We start from the raw sequence: 19,740 nt of genomic DNA, 5'->3' as shown, positions 1-19,740 counted from the left end.
TTGAGCTTAGTGTTTAAGTTTTATCGGCCGGTACTTCCAGCGCAGCGATGCGCGCTTCTAATGCCTCCAACTTGGCACGAGTTTTTGCTAGGACTTGCGCCTGGATATCAAACTCTTCTCTGGTCACCAAATCTAGTTTGGAGAAACCCTGACTCATCATCGCTTTGACATTTTTTTCAATGTCTTTGGCTGGTGAATTTTCTAACACCTGGTTAATTTTGGTTTGAATATCACTAAAAAAATCTTGCTTGTTCATATTAATCCTTAGAAGTAGTTTTTATGCTCTTAAATGGGGCGTAAAAATAAACAGAGAACTTAAATTTGCTTTTATTTGGTGCGTTTATTGGCTGGGGTAAAAATAGATTGCTTACTTTGCATCTATTTGCATTGTAACTTGTATGGAATCATAACGTATCAAACTCATCACGTAAGCACTGACAGCTGCCTAATTGCAATTTAATGCTGTGTTTGCTGCGGATTTTTTCCAAAAATGGCAAATTTTATTTTGTTTAAATGGTGGCTTGGCACGACTCCTGCTAATGGATGCAAATAGTAAAAGTTTTTTAAGCCGCAACATAACTAAAAACGGGAAAGTCCATGAAAAAATTACTATTAGCAGTTGCAGTAGCAGCATCTTTTGGCGCTAGTCTGGCTCATGCAGAAGACGCTAAGCCAGACAATGAAGTTAGTTTCAATATCGGTGGTGTAAGTGACTACCGCTATCGTGGTATTTCGCAAACTCGTCTCGACCCTGCGCTACAAGGTGGTGCTGATTACACCCACAATCCTACTGGTTTTTACGCGGGCACATGGTTATCGACAATTAAATGGACTAAAGATGCTGGTGGTAGCGGCAATGTTGAATGGGATATTTACGGCGGTAAGCGTGGCGAAATCGTTAAAGATGTCTCTTACGATGTTGGCGTTCTCTCATATGTCTATCCATCCAATGGTTTGAGTAGTGTTCCTGGGTTTGCTAACGCAAACACAACTGAGATCTACGGCCAACTCGGTTATGGTCCGGTATATGTCAAATACTCTCATTCAGTAACAAATTTGTTTGGATTTGTTAATAGTAAAAATAGTGGTTACTTAGACATCGGTGCCAATGTGGATATCGTGCCAGATGCCGGTTACACCCTGAATTTGCATGTGGGTCATCAAACCGTCAAAAATAATACTGCCTCTGCTTACACCGACTGGAAGATTGGCGTAACTAAAGAATTTGTTGGCGTCACCTTTAGCCTTGCCGCTATCGCAACCAATGCTGATGAGAAGTTATATTACACACCTGCAGGTAAATTTACTGGTAAGACAAGCTTAGTTTTCTCCGCACTGAAGTCGTTCTAAAACATTTATTAAATAGAGGTCAGCATGAAACTGATTACCGCCATTATTAAACCCTTTAAGCTAGACGAGGTGCGAGAAGCACTGTCTGCTATTGGTGTGCAAGGGATTACAGTCACTGAAGTCAAGGGTTTCGGACGTCAAAAAGGGCATACCGAGTTGTATCGTGGTGCCGAATATGTGGTCGATTTTTTGCCCAAGACAAAAATTGAAGCTGCGGTAGATGATGCGATTGTTGATCGTGCTATTGAAGCGATAGAGATTGCTGCTCGTACCGGGAAAATCGGCGACGGCAAAATTTTTGTCTATGACTTGCAACAAGTTGTGCGTATTCGTACCGGTGAAACCGGCAACGACGCACTGTGACCGATATCGTGGAATCAGGGAGATCACACATGAAAAAAACATTCTGCAAAGCGTTGATAACTAGCGCCTTGTTCCTGTCCGTTGGCTTTGCATCGTCGGCAATCGCAGCCGATGAAGCATCTGCCAAAGTGGATGCACCAGCTTCTACTGCTGCTGTTACTGCGCCAGCCGTTGCATCAGTGCCTGCTGAAATGGCATCCGCCGCTGCCAGTGCTGCCGTGGCGCCAGTAGCACCGGCAGCGGCGACAGATGCTACAGCCGCTTCAGGCGCTGTTGCTGCACCTGCACCTGTTGCCAATAAGGGCGATACTGCCTGGATGATGGTATCTACTTTGCTAGTCATTTTGATGACAATTCCAGGCTTGGCTTTGTTCTACGGCGGCTTGGTTCGTTCTAAAAATATGCTGTCAATCTTAATGCAGGTCTTCATGATTTTTGCAGTGGTTATCGTACTTTGGTGCATTTACGGCTACTCATTGGCATTCACAGAAGGTGGCAAATTTATTGGCTCGTTTGATCGCCTGTTCCTCAACGGTATTTGGGATCCGGCCAAAGCAACGTTCGCGACTGCGGCAACTTTCAGCAAAGGTGTTGTGATTCCTGAATTTGTCTATGTGGCTTTCCAGGCGACTTTTGCAGCAATTACTTGCGGCCTGATCATCGGCGCATTTGCTGAGCGCGCTAAGTTCACCGCCGTTTTACTGTTTATCGTATTGTGGTTCACTTTCAGTTACTTGCCGATCGCGCACATGGTCTGGTTCTGGACGGGTCCTGATGCGATTAAAGATGCTGCGACTTTGGCGACTGAAACTGCAAAAGGCGGCTTCCTGTTCCAAAAAGGTGCGTTGGACTTCGCTGGCGGTACTGTCGTTCATATCAACGCTGCGGTAGCAGGCTTAGTTGGTGCTTATTTGATCGGCAAGCGTGTTGGTTACGGTAAAGAATCGATGGCACCACACTCCCTGACAATGACCATGATCGGTGCGTCATTATTGTGGGTGGGTTGGTTTGGTTTCAATGCAGGTTCTGCTTTAGAAGCAGGCGATGTCGCTGCACTGGCGTTCATCAATACCTTGCTGGCTACTGCTGCTGCGACTGTTTCCTGGGTTTTCGGTGAGTGGATGTCTAAAGGTAAGCCATCGATGCTGGGTGGTGCTTCCGGTGCGGTTGCCGGTCTGGTTGCGATTACACCAGCTTGCGGTTTCGTCGGTCCTATGGGCGCCCTGATCATTGGTTTGCTGGCAGGTGTGATTTGCCTGTGGGGCGTCAATGGCCTGAAACGCTTACTGGGTGCAGATGATTCATTGGACGTGTTTGGTGTGCATGGTGTCGGTGGTATTTTGGGTGCTTTGTTGACAGGTGTGTTTGCATCACCTGCACTCGGTGGTCAGGGAATCATGGATTACGTCACGAACAAAATGTCCACCGATGTTTACTCCATCATTGGTCAGGTTCAAATCCAGGCAACTGCAGTTGGTACGACAATACTGTGGTCGGGTATTGTTTCTTACATCGCATACAAATTAGTTGATCTGGTAATCGGTCTGCGTGTACCTGAAGATGAAGAGCGCGAAGGTCTGGACATTACCAGCCACGGTGAATCGGCTTACCATTCCTAATGGATGTTGTTGAGGTATTGATGTAATCGTTGATGTGAAATCCAGTTACCTGGTTCTCACATCAGCTGCAAAGTTTTTCTCGGGGTAGTATCTTCAGTGCATGTTTAGAGCGCATGTGACTGACTTGATAGGCACTTTTATAAAGTGCCTATTTTTTTATAGAAACAACTTAATCTTAGTTGAACTCAGTGCTATTTCTCCAGAGTTTCAATTGGCGCTTTGAGTACAGATTACTCTTCCATACCAAGATTGAAAGAAATCACATTCTTTGAGGGCGTTGCGCAGGGCTCGTCATCAAAGGCAATATCGCCGTTGGCATTTGCTACGCCATCGATTTTTAAATCTGTAAAACTAAACAAATTTTTATCCATCAAGTGCGATGGCACCACCGTGGTCAGTGACGAAAATATACTTTCTACGCGACCAGGATTAGTCTTTTCCCAGCCACGCAACATATTTTTGATTTGCTTACGCTGCAGATTTTCTTGTGAACCGCAGAGGTCGCAGGGAATAATCGGGAATTGCTTGACCTGAGCGTAGCGTTCTGAATCCTCTTCCTTCACATACGCCAGCGGGCGGATCACAATATGTTTGCCATCGTCGGATTGCAATTTGGCGGGCATGCCTTTGAGTTTGCCGCCGAAAAACATATTCAGAAAAAAGGTTTCTAAAATGTCGTCACGATGGTGACCGAGAGCGATTTTAGTCGCGCCCAGTTCATCTGCAACCCGATACAAAATACCACGACGTAGGCGGGAGCATAGCGAGCAGGTAGTTTTGCCTTCCGGGATCAGGCGTTTGACGATGCTGTAGGTATCTTGATTTTCGATGTGGTAAGGGACGCCCAGTTTTTCCAGATACGCTGGCAAAATATGCTCGGGAAAGTTAGGTTGCTTCTGATCGAGATTGACGGCGATGATCTCAAAATTGATCGGCGCGCGTTCACGCAGCGTCATTAAAATATCCAGCATGGCATAACTATCTTTGCCGCCGGACAGGCAGACCATGACCTTGTCGCCGTCTTCTATCATATTAAAATCACCGATCGCCTGACCAACCTGGCGGCACAGGCGCTTGTGCAGCTTATTATTTTCGTAAGTGATTTTTTCTTGCGACTTTTGGCTAACTGGTGTCTGCACTGGCATCGCGCCGTTATTAGATAAATTAGACAAATCAGACAAATCGGCAAAAGTGGTTTCTTGTGCTTGCATGATGGCGCTTAAATGTCGGTTTTAATTTGAAATACTTCTACGCCCACACCTTCGCAATCGGGGTAGACATCGGGCTTCATGGTAGAGACCCGGACTGCGCGCACGCGAGGATGTGCCAGCATACTTTTGGTGACATCGTCACACAAGGTTTCTTGTAAATGAACGTGCCCTTGTGCCATGCGTTGCGCAATAGTTTCGCGGATAAAATCATAATCTACTACTTCGTCCAGATGATCTGCAGACGGAGTGGAGAGCGCCAGCGGAATATATAAATCTACATTGATGATCACGCGTTGCTCGCCTTTTTTCTCAAAATCGTGCACACCGATATTGATCATGACTTCGTAATTACGCAAAAATAAACGACGGCAATCGGCGAGTTGTGGATAGTGGAGGACAGATAGCATGATGGGGTCAGTTCAATGTAATGGAATTATGGAATTATGGAATTGTAAAACTACAGTAGGTCGAATACAGGTAAGGAATAAGATCTTTATTTAGGTGTCGCCGAGGTCGCTAAAAACATAATGTCACGTGCAGACGGCAGCAAATGCTGGCCGCCATCCACCATGATGGTCGTGCCCGTAATCGCAGGCATGTCGGCGACAAAGCAAATCGTATTGGCGATATCCTCAGGTGTACTAGAGCGACCCAGCGGCGTGACTTGATGTGCTTGCGCAAAATCGTCAGCAGTCTGGTGGCCGGACACCATCGTAATCCCGGGCGACACACCAACCACGCGCACCTTGGGCGCGAGTGCCTGCGCCAAGGTCGTTGTGGCGCATTGCAAGGCTGCTTTGGATAGGGTGTACGACAAAAAATCAGGATTCAGATTTTGCAGCTTTTGGTCCAGCAAATTAATCACGCAGCTTTGTTGCCCATCCGGCGTGGCTGCATGTAAAGCCCGTGATAACAAAAGCGGAGCTAACAAATTGGCATGCATATGTTTATCTAAACGCAGTTTGGAGACATCGCTAATACTATCTTCCTCAAATAGCGAGGCGTTATTTACAACGCATTGCACGTTGCCAAAGGCCGCGATGACTCTGGGTAGCAACTCTTTGACCGAAGTTTCATTCGCCAGATCACAATGCAAGGCAATTGAGCGCCTGCCCATGGCCTTGATCTCTGCCACCACACCAAGCGCTTCTTCTTCTGAGCGACCATAATGTACTGCAACATCCCAGCCACGCTGCGCCAAAGTCAGCGCAATGGTGCGACCGATGCGTTTGGCGGCGCCGGTGACCAATACCACTCGCGTCAAACCTGATGGCGAATTGATGACCGCTTCTGTCTTGGGAGCTGAAGCGGATGCGGTATCAGATGCTGTAGCAGATACTGAAGGAGCGGCTGAATCAGCGGCTGTAATGGTAATTGTCATGGCGATACTTTCTTACTCGGCTGATTCTTTTTAATCTTAAATTTCACCTTTAATTACACCTTGAAGGCGACGATTTTTATACAATGCGGCTATGCGACTATCTCACTCCACACGACAGCAACTTACATTACCTGCACCCGGCGCCGATGCCCAGGCGGCCTCTGAGGCTTTACAGCAGCACATTATTCAACAGATTGACGCAAATGCAGGCTGGATCTCGTTTGCTCGCTATATGGAACTGGCTTTGTATGCGCCGGATCTGGGTTATTACAGCGGTGGTGCGGCAAAACTAGGCAAAGACGGTGATTTTACAACCGCGCCAGAAATGTCAGCGCTATTTGGTGCGACCTTGGCGCAACTGGCAGCCTCTTTATTAGCGCAAACCAGCGCGCAAGTGATGGAATTCGGGGCGGGTACCGGGAGGCTGGCGTTTGACTTCTTGTCAGAATGTCAGGCTGCTGGGATTGCCGTTGAGCGCTATTTTATCGTGGAATTGTCTGGCGAGCTAAGAGCAAGACAAGAAGACCTGCTGAAAAATTTCCCGCAGGTGCAATGGTTGCAACAAATGCCCGACGCTTTTTGTGGTGTTGTGCTGGGTAACGAGGTGCTGGACGCTATGCCAGTGCATTTGGTGGTGAAGACAGAACGGGGCTGGCGCGAAGTCGGTGTGGCCCTACGCAATCAAGCTGAGCCTGAGCACACCTCGGCAGAGAGTACGATCAAGCACGGCTCGGAGTTGATTTTTTCTGACCGCGCGATGGATGCTCAGTTGCAGTCGCAGCTGCTGGCACAAATCCCCGGCGCTGATCAGCTTCCGCTGGGATACATGACGGAACTCCATCCGGTTGCCGCAGGCTTTATGCGCAGCCTGGCTGCAATGCTGAAAAAGGGGAGAGAACTCATCGGCAAAGGCGCGCTCGCCATTCTGATTGATTATGGATTTCCTGCGCGTGAATACTATCTGGATCAACGTACGCAGGGCACGCTGATGTGTCACTATCGGCACCATGCGCATCCCGATCCATTTTATTTGCCGGGTTTGCAAGATATTACGGCGCATGTGGATTTCACCAGCATGGCGCTGGCAGCACAAGCAGGTGGGCTGGAATTATTAGCTTATGTCAGCCAGGCGGGATTTTTGCTGGAAGCCGGCATCGGTGAATTGCTTATGCGCACCTCCGCCAGCGACCCCATGGCGTATCTGCCAAAAGCCAACGCTCTGCAAAAGCTGATTTCGCCTGCCGAGATGGGGGAGTTGTTTAAAGTCTTGGTGGTTGGTGCGGGAGTGGAACTGGATGCCAGACTATTGCGACACGACCGTAGTCATCGCTTATAGTAATTCCTGCAATTAAAGAGTCGATAAAGCGCACTTTAAGCAGAATGATGAAGTGATCGATATCTATATACTCCCATTAAGTATATTTTAATCGTCCAATTAAAGTCTGGACAATCAGCAGTATTTAGAAAAAAATTTTGGGAGTATATGATATTCATCGCCAATTTAGCCGTATTTTCTAACCTCACTTCAGAGGCTTGGCAATGATACGTTGGGTACTCACGATTTTTATCGCATTGATTGTCTTTAGCGCCTTATTACCTTGGTTAGAAAAACTGGGGATAGGGCGTTTGCCTGGCGATGTGCGCTTTAAATTGTTTGGTCGGGTTTTCTCTCTGCCGTTTGCCTCGACCATTATTTTGTCCTTAGTCGTGCTCTTGTTGGCGCGCTTCCTCAAATAAGCTGACACGTCTGACCGTTAGTTGCTTATTTACTTAGTCACTCATGTAGCGACTGAGTTCGCAACTGAGTTAGCCTCCATAAACCAGTTGAATGTGGTTTTAGCGTGAAGCTAGCTTGAAAATTGCCCAAAGCCATTTTGGATAGGTTAAAGTTTTGGACATTGAGACCGTCAATTTAAAACACATTGCGCCCGAGCAACGAAGTTTGGTTGCAGCTAAGTTTAAAACTAAGTTTAAAACCGAGGTTAGAACTAAGGCTAAAACTAAAATTCAAGCGAAATCCAAGTTGCAGGCGGCAAGTCAGCATCCCGATAAAAATAACGAATACCTAAGGTGTCCATGAGCGATTTAGCTGAAATAAGAGCATTGCTCATTGAGCCGCATGCAGGCATGCGGGTCAGTTTGCACAATATGCTGAATTTATGCGGCATAACTAAAATTGAACATGCTTTGACCGCTGGTACAGCGATCCGTACTATCCAATCCAAAGTGTTTGATCTGATTTTATGTGAATACGATCTCGGCGTAGGCCAGGATGGTCAGCAATTATTAGAAGACGTGCGCCACCACAAACTGACACCGCTTTCCACCATCTTTATTATGGTCACGGCCGAGCGCGCTTACGCCAAAGTGGTTAGCGCGGCAGAGCTGGCACCTTCCGATTATTTATTAAAACCCTTTACCGCCGACATGCTGCTAGAGCGTGTGATCAAGGCAATCGAAAAACGTAAAGCCTTTGTCGAAATCTTCGCTCTGATGGAGCAAGGTGCTTTGGTCGAAGCAATTACCGCCTGCCATCACGGCGAGCGCGATTATCCCAAATACGTCGTTGACTTCATGCGCTGGCGTGCCGAGTTGCATGTCGTTCTGGGCGAAGCCGCCGAGGCAGAGGCGCTCTACACCGCTTTGTTTGAAATGAAAGCGGTAGCCTGGGCCAAACTCGGTTTAGCCAAAACTTTATTTATGCAAGGGCGCTTTGAAGAGGCCGAAGATATTCTCAAAACGCTGGTTGCTGAGAATAACAAATACATGGACGCCTACGACTGGCTGGCTAAAACGCACGAAGCGATCGGCGAGTTACCCGAGGCGCAGACAGTGCTGGAAACTGCCATCGAAGTATCGCCCCACGCAGTACGTCGCTTGCGTCGCCTGGGTGAAATCGCCTTAGAAACGGGGGATATAGAAACTGCCGAAGCCACTTTTAAAAAAGTCGTCGCTAAAGCCAAATTCTCAGAATTTCGCGACCCCGAAGATCATGTCAAATTAGTCGATGCCTTAGTCAAAAAAGGCGATAACGAGCAAGCCAAATCAGTCATCCGTGACATGGAAAAAAACATGGTCGGGCTGAAAAAGACTGCCGCCTGCCGTGCGATTTCTACCGCTAAAATCCATGCCGCTACGGGTGATGCGCGCCTCGGTGATGAGTTGGGCGCAGCAGTTGCCGCCAGCCGCGAAAATATAGGCTTGTCGACTAATCTTAAATTAGGTTTAGCCAAAAGCTGTCTAGAAAATGATCAAGAGGGTGAGGCCACTGAGGTTATTCTTGACGTGATGCGCAATGCCACTAACCAAAAAATGATGACCCGCGCGATCGGTGTATTTGAGAGCGTAGGCAAAGGACATCTGGCAAAAGAGCTGGCACAGCAAAGTCAAAAAGAAGTCATGGACTTGGTAGCGCAAGGTGTGCAAAAAGCCAAGCAAGGTGATTTCCGCGGCTCGGTAGAATTACTCACAACCGCCGCCCGCAAATCGCCGGATAATCCGCAAGTCGTGATGAACGCGGCATTGGCAGCGCTGAAGTGTCTGGAGAATCTGGGTTGGGACAATCAGATCGGGGAGCAGGCCAAACATTTAATTGAATCTGCGCGTCGCCTGGATCCGATGAACCCGCGACTCAAAGCGATTCAGGGTTTGTATGATGAGCTTCAAAAGAAATATGGTATTACCGCAGTAAGAAAAGTGAAATAGATACATAAATTAAGAACAAAAAGAGAAGCAAAGTAGGACGCATTGAGTTTGGCGTCGTCATCGAATTACGCATAATCAAAGTAAAACAAAGCACAACCAAAGCACAACCAAAGCACAACCAAAGCACAACCAAAGCACAACCAAAGCACAACCAAAGCACAACCAAAGCACAACCAAAGCACAACCAAAGCACAACCAAAGCACAACCAAAGCACGATCTAAAACGAGCAAGCCAATCGCCAGCGTACCTACTTATTGTTATCTATGCCTATCGATACCTCCGTTAATTTAGAGCAGAATGCGCCAGAAATTGCGCGTGATCGCTTGCTCAGAAAAATTGCAGAAGATGCTACTTTGCCGACCTTGGGCGCAGTCGTATCCAAGGTGGTGGAGATCACTTCGTCTGGCGAAGATTCGATTGCCAAGCTGGCACATTTTGTTTTGGCTGACGTAGCACTGACGCAAAAAATATTGCGTTTATCAAACACTATTCATTACCGCACCCGGGCTACCGTCCCAGTCACTACGATTTCAAGAGCGATTTTTTTGCTCGGGTTTGACACGGTAAAAACCGGTGCATTGGCGATGTTGCTGGTGGATTGTTTTAAAGATAAAAAACATGCGCAAAGTGTCCGCAAAGAGCTGGTACATGCGCTTTGCGCCAGTATCGTCGGACGTGAACTGGCGCAGCGTAGTCATTATCAAGATGCAGAAGAAGCCGCTGTTGCCGCTTTGTTTAAAAATATTGGCCGGGTTCTAGTCGCCTCGTTTGATCATGTTTTATACGGACGTATACAGGCCATGCAGACAAGCGGGCAGGCGAATGCTGCCGATGCCTCCAGCTTGTTGTTAGGTTGTAGTTATGACCGTTTTGGCGAGATGGCATTGCAGGATTGGAAAATTCCCGACACCATTATTCAATCACTGGGTGCGTTACCCGCCGGTGAACAAAAAAAAGCCAGCCACCGTAACGAGTGGCTTAAGCAAGTCGCCACCTTTAGTGATGGCGTAGCGAGTCTGGTGCTCACCACAGGCACAGATAATCTGAGTGCACGCTGCAAACCTTTACTGCAAAAATTTGGCAAAGTCTTAGAGCTCGATCAAGCCAAGCTGGAAGAAATGCTGGCGCGAGTGACGCAAGAAACCAGACAACTAGCAGAGAGTATGGACATCGCTCTTCCAGCTGCTGGCGATATCGACGAAACGCTCTCTGCAGACGGCGAATTCCCTAGCGAATTTTTGTTAAAAAGTTTTAATGCAGATCAAATGCAGCAGGCTGAACGCTACGCTAGCGGCAAGCCACGCAATGCGCGTGACCTCTTGCTGGCAGGGGTACAAGACGTCACGCAAATGCTGGCGTCTGATCAAATCAAACTCAATGACATGATATTGCTGGTGCTGGAGACCTTGTACAGCAGCATGGGTTTTCGCTTCGCCACGGTTTGTTTGCGAGACCCGTCCAGTTCCAGCTTTATGGCACGTGTATCAGTTGGCGAACTGTATGCAGAGCGACAGCGGGGTTTTGTATTCCCGATGAAAGTAGAGCAAGACGTGTTTCATTTGGCCATGACCAATAATGCGGATTTGATGATCTCTGATGCGACCGCTCCGAAGATACAAAAACTGCTCCCAAGCTGGCATCGTGCGCTGTTACCAGATGCCCTGAGCTTTATCGTATTACCGCTCGTCATCCAGAAAAAAGCATTGGGATTTTTTTATGCAGACCGTGCAATCGCGGCAGAAGAGGGCGTCCCTCCTGACGAAACTGCATTGATTAAAACCTTAAAGAGTCAATTATTAGCCGCCATGATGCGTGGCTAAGTAAAGCCAGTCCAATAGCAAAATAAGTAAGCGTAAAAATTTTATTTCTCTTATTTTGTGATGCGCTTGTCCTCGAATTTCTTCCACAGATTAAAATAGACCCCCCAGCAAACTTGCTGCCTGGCTTATTCGCTCTTGCTCAAAATACTTACGGACTCATCATGACGTTTACCCTCTGGCTCACCTTTTTTTTCGCAGCCTGCCTGATTGCGATTTCCCCAGGCTCTGGTGCTGTACTCTCGATGGCGCATGGCTTAAATTATGGAGTTAAAAAAACGAGCGGAACAATCATGGGCTTGCAAGCCGGTTTGCTATTGGTGTTTACGATTGCCGGTGCTGGCGTAGGATCGATCTTGATGGCGTCGGAATTTGCTTTCAGCGCTGTCAAAATCATCGGTGCCGTGTATTTGATTTATTTAGGCATTAGCCAATGGCGCGCCAAAGTCGATGTCAGTGCCAATTACGGCGCTTTGTCTTCGCAAGCGTCGGTGGCGCCGGATTTGCGTAAGCGATTTTTAATTGGATTTTTGACCAATGCCACGAACCCAAAAGGGATCATTTTTATGGTGGCGGTATTGCCGCAATTTATTAGCCACGACGCGCCCTTGTTGCCTCAGTTATTGATATTGGGGATGACGATGTGCGCTGTAGATTTAGTGGTGATGCATAGCTATGCATGGGCAGCGTCATCGATGCAACGCTATTTCCGCGATCCACGTTTAGTGAAAAAGCAGAATCGCTTTTTCGGTGGGATTTTAATGGCGATTGGCGCTGCGTTATTTTTTGTTAAGCGCAGTCCGGGTACTTAAATTGCGACTCAATTCACTTCAGTTTGTGACTGATTGGTATAGACAATATAATATATACTCTGGGTAGGTATATATTAGATGTCCATATAAAACTTGGTCAATAGGGCATATTTTAATAAAATAAAGGGGAGTATATTAAATAATCCCCTTATTCCTTTCAATACACACACGCGATTTCGCTCAGCTTAGTCCAGTGGAATTTCTTGCTTCTTGGCGAGCGCATCAATGTCTTGCCAGATGCTCATTTGATTCAACAAACGCGTTGCCGGATCAAGCATGGCGTTGAGATTGAAAAAACGTTCCAGCGCGGTGTCATCAAAATTACTAGTTTGCGAGAAATTGGTACGCTTGTATTGCTGTTTAAATGCCAGCAATAAATCACCGGGCGTATCTTTGTGCCAGTACTGCATCAAGCCGCCGACCATCAATGCGCTGTCGGTTGTTTGCTCCAGCATCTTAGGGTTACGTGAACTGCCCACATCCCGATAATCCAGCAAGCGCGGAAAATAGAAGCGTTTGACCCAGCTTGCAGGAATGCCGCCATCGCGGGCAATCGCGACACTGCGCCAGAGCTTCCAGCTCTTTTCCGCATTGTCGGCTTCGATAAATTGTTGATCGGCATGCAGTACGCAGGCTTCGCCCAACTCGATTTCCAACACCACTGGCAAACCGGCTTGCACTGCGATGTCTTCCAGTTCTGGCATCTTCGGTTTTTCTCCGCGCACCTCCTGCAATGCTTGGACAAAGGTGCCCAGCGTTGCTTCATGTGCCGCATGCAATTCACTGGTGGTTTGACGGAAGGCGATGCAGGCGGCGAAGTAGGCCATCAGTTCGCCGACGTAGATGCCGTTCTCGACATGAGCTTGTTCAGCTCCGGTATGCAAGCTTTGGCGGGTGCTGCTAGCGTGAATGCCGTTACGCAAGATCGGATACAACTGGGTGGAGACAGTGCCGTATTTGACCAGTGTTCCTGCGGGTAAGCTAAATGTCGTCATGTCGATCTTATCTACTCTAAAAATTCAAAAAAATTGATTGCCGAGTCCCGTCAATACGACGATACCCAGAACTGCAAAAATAGCGGCGGCGATCCAACGTACCAGCTTGAACGGAAAGTTTGGCGAGGCGACTTTGCCAAGGAACACCGCAGGCACATCGGCTATCAACATACCCAAGGTACTACCCGCAACGACCAGACCAAGATTGCTGTATTTGGCAGCTAAGGCGACCGTTGCAAGTTGCGTTTTGTCGCCGATTTCTGCCAGAAAAAATGTGATGCAGGTCACTATAAAAACACCATAACGACCTTCGGTAACGGTATTCTCTTCCATCTCGTCTGGCTTCAGCGTCCAGGCCGCAATTGCCAGAAACGATAAGCCCAATGCCCAGCGCAAAATGGTAGGGGAGACGTGGCTGGCAACCCATTGCCCTAACAAACCAGCCAGAGCATGATTCGCCAGTGTTGCGACTAAAATCCCTAAAATAATGGGGATGGGTTTCTTATAGCGAGCAGCCAGAAGCAGCGCGAGTAATTGAGTTTTGTCGCCAATTTCACCAATGGTGATGGCAAGGGCAGAGACGAAGAAAGCTTCCATGAGATGTGCGGATCGGGCGAGATAAAAACCAATGATAAATGCACCTCTCGCCCAATCCTAGGTAAGTAAGGTGCATATATCAAAGGTCTTGCCCAATCTTTGTAAATACGGATTAGCTGATGCTGCTAATGCTGAACTAATAATTCAACTAACAGTTCAACCAATAACCAAGCTCATGCTCGCACTTACTAAGGCCAAACGCACCATGACGGTTGTCAAGTATGTTGATGCGTTTTCTTCTGCGTTGTTAAGCAAATTGCTGACAAAACGCTGAAGCAGGCTACTCCCCAATGAAATAAGTTTCGGATTATACAGCATACGATTTCTGTCAAACTCAGGACGCATCCCAACCGCTTTTATGCGCCGCCTCACGCGCTTCCTTGTCGCGGTTAAACATTTCCTCCAGCTCATCCCGCGCTTGTTTGGCAATCGATACGACTTGCTGTTGATCTTTGTAGTGCGGATAAACCGCATGGATCGTTTTAATATTGTGCGAGCGGAAGCGCATCGCTGTTTGCCGCGCCTGATACACGCCAAAGCCAAGATGCTCTAGCACTTGCCGACCTAATTGCAATGATGCCTCAAAGGTTTCCCGTTCAAAAATCGTTACGCCTCTGTCCATTAGCTGGTAACAATGCCCGACATTACGGGCTCTGGCAATAATACTCAGGTTCGGAAAATGTTCTTTGGCGATATCAACCAGTGCCAGACTATCTTCCACATCATCAATCGCAATCACCAGGACTTTGGCTTTATCGGCACCTGCGGACAGCAACAAATCTGCGCGAGTCGCATCGCCATAAAATATTTTGAAGCCAAATTTACGCAGTAATTCGATTTGGTCTGGATCGTGATCCAGAACTGTGGACGTAATCCGGTTGGCATACAGCAAACGGCCGATGATTTGTCCAAAGCGTCCAAATCCGGCAATGATGACCGGATTATCTTGTGAGGTGATTTCGTCGTCCGGTGGTTTCGACAAGTTGCGTAAATGCGGTTCTATCCACTTATCGTAAATCACGAGCAATAGCGGCGTCGCCACCATCGACAAGGCAACCACGACGACCAGTAGGGCGGAGGTTTCAGCGGAAAATACCTTGGCGCTAGTCGCGGTGGCAAACACGACAAAGGCAAATTCGCCACCTTGTGCTAACAAAAAAGTGAACAGGGAGCGTTGAACTTTGGGAATCGAAAAGCGCACGCTGAGGAAGTACAGCACCGACATTTTCAGGAATAAAAATACCAAGACCAGACCGATAATTTGTAGCGGCTTGGTTAAAAACAATCCAAAATCGACCGACATACCTACGGCAATAAAAAACAAGCCAAGCAACAAGCCTTTAAATGGCTCAAGATCGCTTTCGAGCGCATGCCGATACTCAGATTCTGCCAACAACACGCCCGCTAAAAAAGTGCCAAGTGCCATCGACATATTGACCGATTCCATCAGCAATGCAATCGAGATCACCAGGAGTAAAGCAAAGGCAGTGAAGATTTCGCGCATCCCGGTTTTGGCGATAATGCGCATGATGGGTCTGATTAGATAGCGACCACCGACAATCAGAGCAGCGATGACGCCGATGACTTTGAGGCCACCCAACCAGCCTTCGGTTTCGCCCTGCGCATCTGCGACTCCCAGTAAGGGAATCAGCGCAATCATCGGAATCGCTGCAATGTCTTGAAACAAAAGAATAGAAAAACTAGCGCTACCAGCGGGAGTCGTCATTAAATTACGTTCTTCCAGCGTTGCTAGCGCGATGGCGGTGGACGATAGCGACAAACCCAGTGACGCGATCAGTGCAGTTCGCCAGTCGACACCAAATGCAAGACCGGCTAGGAATAGAGCGCCAGCGCAGCCAATCACTTGTGCTCCGCCCCAGCCAAAGATGGGACGTCGCATTGCCCATAATCGCTTCGGCTCTAATTCAAGCCCAATGACAAATAACAGTAGCACCACGCCGAATTCTGAAAAATGCAAAATGACCTGCACATCTTCAATCAACCGAAAGCCCCACGGACCGATCGCCATACCTGCCAGCAAATAACCCAGCACTGCACCTAAGCCTAAACGCTTCGCAATTGGTACGGCAATCACGGCTGCCAGCAGATAAATCAGTGCATTAAGTAACAAATTATTTTCCATCAAGGAGCCTCTTGCGCTGATGCGGGGTGATGAATTGGGTTCGATGGCGTCGTGATCTTCGGTATCCAATCAGGATAGGTATTTAACAAGTCGCGATACTCTTGGCAGTGCTGATTGACGGTAACCTCGTCGGCCTGATGAGCGCCAAACAGCAAATGTGGTGTGCGCCAGTTCATTCCACATAAATGTGCAGTTTGTTGCAAGGGAGGTAAGAATAAGTCGAATTCATGGCGATGGGTTCCGTCCGCCTGATAATCTTGCCTACTGCCTCCGGTGGTGCTGGCCAACAAAAAATCTTTAGCTTTTAACGCGGTGCCGTCGGTTCCATAAGCCCAGCCATATTCCAGCACGACATCCATCCACTCTTTAAGAAGAGCGGGTACGCTGTACCAATGGATTGGGAATTGAAAAACAATCAGATCGGCTTTTTCCAATAAAGATTTCTCATTTGCAACATCTATAAAAAAATCTGGATAATGATCGTATAAATTGTGTATGTGAACATGAGGCAATGTTTTTGCGGCATCAATCATCCTCCGGTTGACGCGGGAGCGATGCAGCGCAGGATGGGCGCAAATCAATAAAATGGAGGGCGGGGGCATAATTTTGTTTAGGACAATGGAATTAGATTCGATGTTTAGATGCACAGATAGCAAAACATCCTAGCGTATTTACGCGGCACTTTCTCTGATCATTTACTTATAAGTGTTTATTTTGCGCAAGCCTAGTATTGTTTCCTGATGGCTAAGAGTTCGCGTCGTGTATTAGACACAAAAGCAAAATTCAAAAGCATTAAAACCAAACCAAGAGAAAAATCAGCCCGCATTCCAAAAAAGCTGTTGACAGTCGAATCGAACATCTCCATAATTCGGGGTTCCCTGCGGAGGGGTGGCCGAGTGGTTAAAGGCGACAGACTGTAAATCTGTTCTCTCTGAGTACGCTGGTTCGAATCCAGCCCCCTCCACCACAGGAAAAAATTACTGTACGTGAATTGTGCGGCTGAAGTGGTGGCCCCTGCGGGTGTAGCTCAATGGTAGAGCTGAAGCCTTCCAAGCTTATGACGAGGGTTCGATTCCCTTCACCCGCTCCAGTTTTGTATTTTTGTGCAGCATAAATGCTGCGCAAAGCAAGCTGCCCTTGTAGCTCAGTGGTAGAGCACTCCCTTGGTAAGGGAGAGGCCACGTGTTCGATCCACGTCAAGGGCACCATGTTTCTGTGTTGTTTTCAAATCGAAAAGTTGTCGGGCGTGTGCCTGAGCATTCTCATCAAAATCGTTAGGAGTCTAAAATGGCAAAAGGTAAGTTTGAGCGCACCAAGCCGCACGTCAACGTAGGCACAATTGGTCACGTAGATCACGGTAAAACCACATTGACGGCAGCGATCGCGACAGTATTGTCCAAGAAGTTTGGCGGCGAAGCCAAAGCCTACGATCAAATTGACGCAGCGCCAGAAGAAAAAGCACGCGGCATCACGATCAACACAGCCCACGTAGAATACGAAACAGCCAATCGTCACTACGCCCACGTAGACTGCCCAGGCCATGCCGATTATGTTAAAAACATGATCACCGGCGCAGCACAAATGGACGGCGCGATCTTGGTTTGCTCCGCAGCAGATGGTCCAATGCCACAAACTCGTGAACACATCCTGTTGGCACGCCAAGTTGGCGTTCCCTACATCATCGTATTCCTGAATAAATGCGACATGGTCGATGACGCTGAACTGTTAGAACTCGTTGAAATGGAAGTGCGCGAATTGCTCTCCAAATACGAATTCCCAGGCGACGACCTGCCAATCATCCAAGGCTCCGCAAAATTGGCGCTCGAAGGCGACAAAGGTCCACTGGGCGAAGAAGCCATCATGAAACTCGCTGATGCACTAGACAGCTACATCCCAACACCAGAACGTGCTGTTGACGGCGCCTTCCTGTTGCCAGTAGAAGACGTCTTCTCCATCTCCGGTCGCGGTACTGTCGTAACAGGCCGTATCGAACGCGGTATCGTCAAAGTTGGCGAATCATTAGAAATCATCGGCATCAGCGACACTGCAGTTACAACTTGCACAGGCGTTGAAATGTTCCGCAAATTGCTCGACCAAGGTCAAGCAGGCGACAACGTTGGTGTATTGTTGCGCGGCACTAAGCGTGAAGACGTACAACGCGGTCAAGTGTTGGCAAAGCCAGGTTCCATTAAGCCGCACGCCCACTTCACAGGTGAAATCTACGTCTTGTCCAAGGACGAAGGTGGTCGTCACACACCATTCTTCAACAACTACCGTCCACAGTTTTACTTCCGCACAACGGACGTAACTGGCTCGATCGAGTTGCCGAAGGATAAAGAAATGGTCATGCCAGGTGACAACGTCTCTATTACAGTCAAGCTGATCAACCCGATTGCGATGGAAGAAGGCTTGCGCTTCGCGATTCGCGAAGGCGGTCGTACAGTTGGTGCGGGTGTTGTTGCTAAAATCTTGGCCGATTAATTCAGTCAGAGTTCGTAGAAGTTTTTGAGTTGATTTCGAAGTAAATATAGCGGCTTGCCAAGGCCGCTATATTCGTCAAGTCGTTCTAAGTTGTAGGGGTGTAGCTCAATTGGCAGAGCGTCGGTCTCCAAAACCGAAGGTTGTAGGTTCGATTCCTACCGCCCCTGCCACCATCAAAGCCACAAGGCGCCGAAAGTAAATAAAGTATGTCTAACCAATCCGTACAAACTGTAAGCACAACGAATGATAAATATAAAATCATTCTGGCGATTGTTGCTGCGGTTGCTGGTGTTGCTGCTTTTTATGTCCTTGTGAATCAGCCGGGTTATATTCGTGCGGCAGCGTTAGTTGTTGGTTTATTGGTTGCTGTTGGATTGATCTGGTCGTCAGAAACAGGGCGTAACTTTGTTTCTTTTGCCAAAGACTCAGTGCGCGAAGTAAAAAAGGTTGTTTGGCCTACTCGTAAGGAGGCTGGTCAAATTACTGCTGTTGTATTTGGATTTGTATTGGTAATGGCTCTTTTTCTCTGGGGCACTGATAAATTTCTCGAATTTCTATTGTTAGATGTAGTTCTTGGATGGAAATCATAATGACTGAGCACATTCAGGAAGATCAAGATGGTGCGGAACCTAGTGTTTCTGTGCCTAAAAGTGCTAAAAGATGGTATGTAGTTCATGCTTATTCTGGTATGGAAAAAAGCGTACAGCGCGCCTTGATGGAGCGCATTGAGCGTGCAGAAATGCAAGATAAATTCGGACAGATTTTGGTTCCTACCGAAGAAGTTATTGAAGTAAAGAACGGTAAAAAAGCAGTAACAGAGCGCCGCTTATTTCCAAGTTATGTTTTCGTTGAGATGGAAATGACTGACGATACTTGGCATTTGGTCAAAAATACCAACAAGGTTACAGGTTTTATAGGTGGAAAATCAAATAAGCCTGCGCCTATCCCTCAGCGTGAGGTTGATAAGATTTTGCAGCAAATGCAAGACGGCGTTGAGAAGCCAAGACCAAAAATATTGTATGAAGTGGGTGAAGTTGTTCGAATTAAAGATGGTCCATTTACTGACTTCAACGGTAATGTTGAGGAAGTGAACTACGAGAAATCGAAAGTTCGAGTCACTGTTACGATTTTCGGACGAGCAACTCCAGTAGAGCTGGATTTTGGTCAGGTAGAAAAAGTGTAAAAAATTAACGTCATTCAGTACGGTAGGTTAGTAATAATTTAAAAACTGAAAAGCGGTAAACAGAGGAGCCCATCATTGCATT

Annotated in this window: 19 protein-coding genes, 4 tRNA genes and 1 riboswitch; of the genes, 15 read left to right on the top strand and 8 right to left on the bottom strand. The window is 47.5% G+C overall.

Features of this window, described 5'->3' with window-relative positions:
- Window positions 1-13 precede the first annotated feature (13 nt).
- A complete protein-coding gene (locus RGU72_RS14155) occupies window positions 14-256 on the bottom strand; it encodes an accessory factor UbiK family protein (RefSeq protein WP_322120335.1) in 243 nt (80 codons plus the stop codon).
- Between the two features lie 341 nt (window positions 257-597).
- Here RGU72_RS14155 and RGU72_RS14150 point away from each other — a divergent pair, with 341 nt between their 5' ends.
- Genes RGU72_RS14150 through RGU72_RS14140 form a run of 3 tightly spaced genes read left to right on the top strand, consistent with a single transcriptional unit; the run spans window position 598 to window position 3,332 of the window.
- A complete protein-coding gene (locus RGU72_RS14150; RefSeq protein WP_322120334.1) occupies window positions 598-1,350 on the top strand; it encodes a TorF family putative porin in 753 nt (250 codons plus the stop codon).
- Between the two features lie 24 nt (window positions 1,351-1,374).
- Entirely contained in the window at window positions 1,375-1,713 is a 339-nt protein-coding gene (locus tag RGU72_RS14145; protein WP_322120333.1) for a P-II family nitrogen regulator, read from the top strand.
- Window positions 1,714-1,742: 29 nt separating this feature from the next.
- Window positions 1,743-3,332: an ammonium transporter gene (locus tag RGU72_RS14140; RefSeq protein ID WP_322120332.1), complete on the top strand. Its 1,590-nt coding sequence runs from the start codon at window positions 1,743-1,745 to the stop codon at window positions 3,330-3,332.
- A gap of 230 nt (window positions 3,333-3,562) precedes the next feature.
- Here the strand turns inward: RGU72_RS14140 and ttcA are convergent, their stop codons facing one another.
- From ttcA to RGU72_RS14125, 3 genes are all read right to left on the bottom strand, one after another.
- Window positions 3,563-4,477 carry a tRNA 2-thiocytidine(32) synthetase TtcA gene (gene ttcA, locus RGU72_RS14135; RefSeq protein WP_322121646.1) on the bottom strand — a complete coding sequence of 305 codons (915 nt, stop codon included), beginning with the start codon at window positions 4,475-4,477 and terminating at the stop codon, window positions 3,563-3,565.
- A 74-nt stretch (window positions 4,478-4,551) separates the two neighbouring features.
- Window positions 4,552-4,950: a dihydroneopterin aldolase gene (locus tag RGU72_RS14130; RefSeq protein ID WP_322120331.1), complete on the bottom strand. Its 399-nt coding sequence runs from the start codon at window positions 4,948-4,950 to the stop codon at window positions 4,552-4,554.
- A gap of 86 nt (window positions 4,951-5,036) precedes the next feature.
- A complete protein-coding gene (locus RGU72_RS14125; RefSeq protein ID WP_322120330.1) occupies window positions 5,037-5,924 on the bottom strand; it encodes an SDR family oxidoreductase in 888 nt (295 codons plus the stop codon).
- 91 nt (window positions 5,925-6,015) lie between these two features.
- On the opposite strand from RGU72_RS14125, the gene RGU72_RS14120 reads away from it, so the two are divergent.
- The 5 genes from RGU72_RS14120 (at window position 6,016) to RGU72_RS14100 (ending at window position 12,259) form a co-directional block, all read left to right on the top strand.
- Window positions 6,016-7,260 (top strand): class I SAM-dependent methyltransferase, encoded by a 1,245-nt coding sequence (locus RGU72_RS14120; RefSeq protein ID WP_322120329.1) that lies wholly within the window; start codon window positions 6,016-6,018, stop codon window positions 7,258-7,260.
- Window positions 7,261-7,463: 203 nt separating this feature from the next.
- Window positions 7,464-7,661 (top strand): DUF2905 domain-containing protein, encoded by a 198-nt coding sequence (locus RGU72_RS14115; protein WP_322120328.1) that lies wholly within the window; start codon window positions 7,464-7,466, stop codon window positions 7,659-7,661.
- A gap of 339 nt (window positions 7,662-8,000) precedes the next feature.
- The gene (locus RGU72_RS14110) at window positions 8,001-9,629 is read left to right on the top strand and encodes a tetratricopeptide repeat protein (protein ID WP_322120327.1); all 1,629 of its coding nucleotides are present in this window, start codon (window positions 8,001-8,003) and stop codon (window positions 9,627-9,629) included.
- A gap of 264 nt (window positions 9,630-9,893) precedes the next feature.
- Entirely contained in the window at window positions 9,894-11,450 is a 1,557-nt protein-coding gene (locus tag RGU72_RS14105) for an HDOD domain-containing protein (RefSeq protein WP_322120326.1), read from the top strand.
- A 161-nt stretch (window positions 11,451-11,611) separates the two neighbouring features.
- Window positions 11,612-12,259, top strand: a complete 648-nt coding sequence (locus tag RGU72_RS14100; protein WP_322120325.1) for a LysE family transporter — start codon at window positions 11,612-11,614, stop codon at window positions 12,257-12,259.
- A gap of 185 nt (window positions 12,260-12,444) precedes the next feature.
- Here RGU72_RS14100 and RGU72_RS14095 read toward each other — a convergent pair whose 3' ends face one another.
- The 4 genes from RGU72_RS14095 to RGU72_RS14080 form a co-directional block, all read right to left on the bottom strand.
- Complete coding sequence (locus RGU72_RS14095; RefSeq protein ID WP_322120324.1) at window positions 12,445-13,254, bottom strand: hypothetical protein; 810 nt, start codon at window positions 13,252-13,254, stop codon at window positions 12,445-12,447.
- 24 nt (window positions 13,255-13,278) lie between these two features.
- Window positions 13,279-13,851, bottom strand: coding sequence for a TMEM165/GDT1 family protein (locus RGU72_RS14090; RefSeq protein WP_322120323.1), 573 nt, complete (start codon window positions 13,849-13,851; stop codon window positions 13,279-13,281).
- 169 nt (window positions 13,852-14,020) lie between these two features.
- Window positions 14,021-14,152: riboswitch (yybP-ykoY riboswitch) on the bottom strand.
- A gap of 33 nt (window positions 14,153-14,185) precedes the next feature.
- Window positions 14,186-15,994 carry a glutathione-regulated potassium-efflux system protein KefC gene (gene kefC, locus RGU72_RS14085; RefSeq protein WP_322120322.1) on the bottom strand — a complete coding sequence of 603 codons (1,809 nt, stop codon included), beginning with the start codon at window positions 15,992-15,994 and terminating at the stop codon, window positions 14,186-14,188.
- Window positions 15,994-16,596: an NAD(P)H-dependent oxidoreductase gene (locus tag RGU72_RS14080; protein ID WP_322120321.1), complete on the bottom strand. Its 603-nt coding sequence runs from the start codon at window positions 16,594-16,596 to the stop codon at window positions 15,994-15,996. The genes kefC and RGU72_RS14080 overlap by 1 nt, the downstream gene beginning before the upstream one ends.
- Window positions 16,597-16,876: 280 nt before the next feature.
- On the opposite strand from RGU72_RS14080, the gene RGU72_RS14075 reads away from it, so the two are divergent.
- The 7 genes from RGU72_RS14075 (at window position 16,877) to nusG (ending at window position 19,658) form a co-directional block, all read left to right on the top strand.
- Window positions 16,877-16,961 (top strand) — tRNA-Tyr (locus tag RGU72_RS14075).
- Window positions 16,962-17,010: 49 nt separating this feature from the next.
- Window positions 17,011-17,084, top strand: a tRNA-Gly gene (locus tag RGU72_RS14070).
- 43 nt (window positions 17,085-17,127) lie between these two features.
- A tRNA-Thr gene (locus tag RGU72_RS14065) sits at window positions 17,128-17,202 on the top strand.
- A gap of 79 nt (window positions 17,203-17,281) precedes the next feature.
- A complete protein-coding gene (gene tuf / locus RGU72_RS14060) occupies window positions 17,282-18,475 on the top strand; it encodes an elongation factor Tu (protein WP_322120244.1) in 1,194 nt (397 codons plus the stop codon).
- A gap of 94 nt (window positions 18,476-18,569) precedes the next feature.
- Window positions 18,570-18,645, top strand: a tRNA-Trp gene (locus RGU72_RS14055).
- Between the two features lie 36 nt (window positions 18,646-18,681).
- Complete coding sequence (secE, locus tag RGU72_RS14050; protein ID WP_322120320.1) at window positions 18,682-19,065, top strand: preprotein translocase subunit SecE; 384 nt, start codon at window positions 18,682-18,684, stop codon at window positions 19,063-19,065.
- The gene (gene nusG / locus RGU72_RS14045) at window positions 19,065-19,658 is read left to right on the top strand and encodes a transcription termination/antitermination protein NusG (protein WP_322120319.1); all 594 of its coding nucleotides are present in this window, start codon (window positions 19,065-19,067) and stop codon (window positions 19,656-19,658) included. The genes secE and nusG overlap by 1 nt, the downstream gene beginning before the upstream one ends.
- Window positions 19,659-19,740 lie beyond the last annotated feature (82 nt).

Origin of the sequence: Undibacterium sp. 5I1, assembly GCF_034314085.1 — a bacterium.
Lineage (GTDB): Bacteria > Pseudomonadota > Gammaproteobacteria > Burkholderiales > Burkholderiaceae_D > Undibacterium.
Note: the sequence above shows the minus strand (reverse complement) of the source record. Positions and strands in the feature narration are given on the sequence as shown.

What these genes read in the sequence shown, in the direction of transcription:
- RGU72_RS14115 (WP_322120328.1), top strand. Translation starts at nt 7,464, where the DNA reads ATGATACGTTGGGTACTCACGATTTTTATCGCATTGATTGTCTTTAGC.
- RGU72_RS14110 (WP_322120327.1), top strand. Translation starts at nt 8,001, where the DNA reads ATGAGCGATTTAGCTGAAATAAGAGCATTGCTCATTGAGCCGCATGCA.
- kefC (WP_322120322.1), bottom strand. Translation starts at nt 15,994, where the DNA reads ATGGAAAATAATTTGTTACTTAATGCACTGATTTATCTGCTGGCAGCC.
- RGU72_RS14155 (WP_322120335.1), bottom strand. Translation starts at nt 256, where the DNA reads ATGAACAAGCAAGATTTTTTTAGTGATATTCAAACCAAAATTAACCAG.
- RGU72_RS14150 (WP_322120334.1), top strand. Translation starts at nt 598, where the DNA reads ATGAAAAAATTACTATTAGCAGTTGCAGTAGCAGCATCTTTTGGCGCT.
- RGU72_RS14100 (WP_322120325.1), top strand. Translation starts at nt 11,612, where the DNA reads ATGACGTTTACCCTCTGGCTCACCTTTTTTTTCGCAGCCTGCCTGATT.
- RGU72_RS14140 (WP_322120332.1), top strand. Translation starts at nt 1,743, where the DNA reads ATGAAAAAAACATTCTGCAAAGCGTTGATAACTAGCGCCTTGTTCCTG.
- secE (WP_322120320.1), top strand. Translation starts at nt 18,682, where the DNA reads ATGTCTAACCAATCCGTACAAACTGTAAGCACAACGAATGATAAATAT.
- RGU72_RS14120 (WP_322120329.1), top strand. Translation starts at nt 6,016, where the DNA reads ATGCGACTATCTCACTCCACACGACAGCAACTTACATTACCTGCACCC.
- tuf (WP_322120244.1), top strand. Translation starts at nt 17,282, where the DNA reads ATGGCAAAAGGTAAGTTTGAGCGCACCAAGCCGCACGTCAACGTAGGC.
- RGU72_RS14125 (WP_322120330.1), bottom strand. Translation starts at nt 5,924, where the DNA reads ATGACAATTACCATTACAGCCGCTGATTCAGCCGCTCCTTCAGTATCT.
- ttcA (WP_322121646.1), bottom strand. Translation starts at nt 4,477, where the DNA reads ATGCCAGTGCAGACACCAGTTAGCCAAAAGTCGCAAGAAAAAATCACT.
- RGU72_RS14105 (WP_322120326.1), top strand. Translation starts at nt 9,894, where the DNA reads ATGCCTATCGATACCTCCGTTAATTTAGAGCAGAATGCGCCAGAAATT.
- RGU72_RS14090 (WP_322120323.1), bottom strand. Translation starts at nt 13,851, where the DNA reads ATGGAAGCTTTCTTCGTCTCTGCCCTTGCCATCACCATTGGTGAAATT.
- RGU72_RS14130 (WP_322120331.1), bottom strand. Translation starts at nt 4,950, where the DNA reads ATGCTATCTGTCCTCCACTATCCACAACTCGCCGATTGCCGTCGTTTA.
- RGU72_RS14095 (WP_322120324.1), bottom strand. Translation starts at nt 13,254, where the DNA reads ATGACGACATTTAGCTTACCCGCAGGAACACTGGTCAAATACGGCACT.
- RGU72_RS14080 (WP_322120321.1), bottom strand. Translation starts at nt 16,596, where the DNA reads ATGCCCCCGCCCTCCATTTTATTGATTTGCGCCCATCCTGCGCTGCAT.
- RGU72_RS14145 (WP_322120333.1), top strand. Translation starts at nt 1,375, where the DNA reads ATGAAACTGATTACCGCCATTATTAAACCCTTTAAGCTAGACGAGGTG.
- nusG (WP_322120319.1), top strand. Translation starts at nt 19,065, where the DNA reads ATGACTGAGCACATTCAGGAAGATCAAGATGGTGCGGAACCTAGTGTT.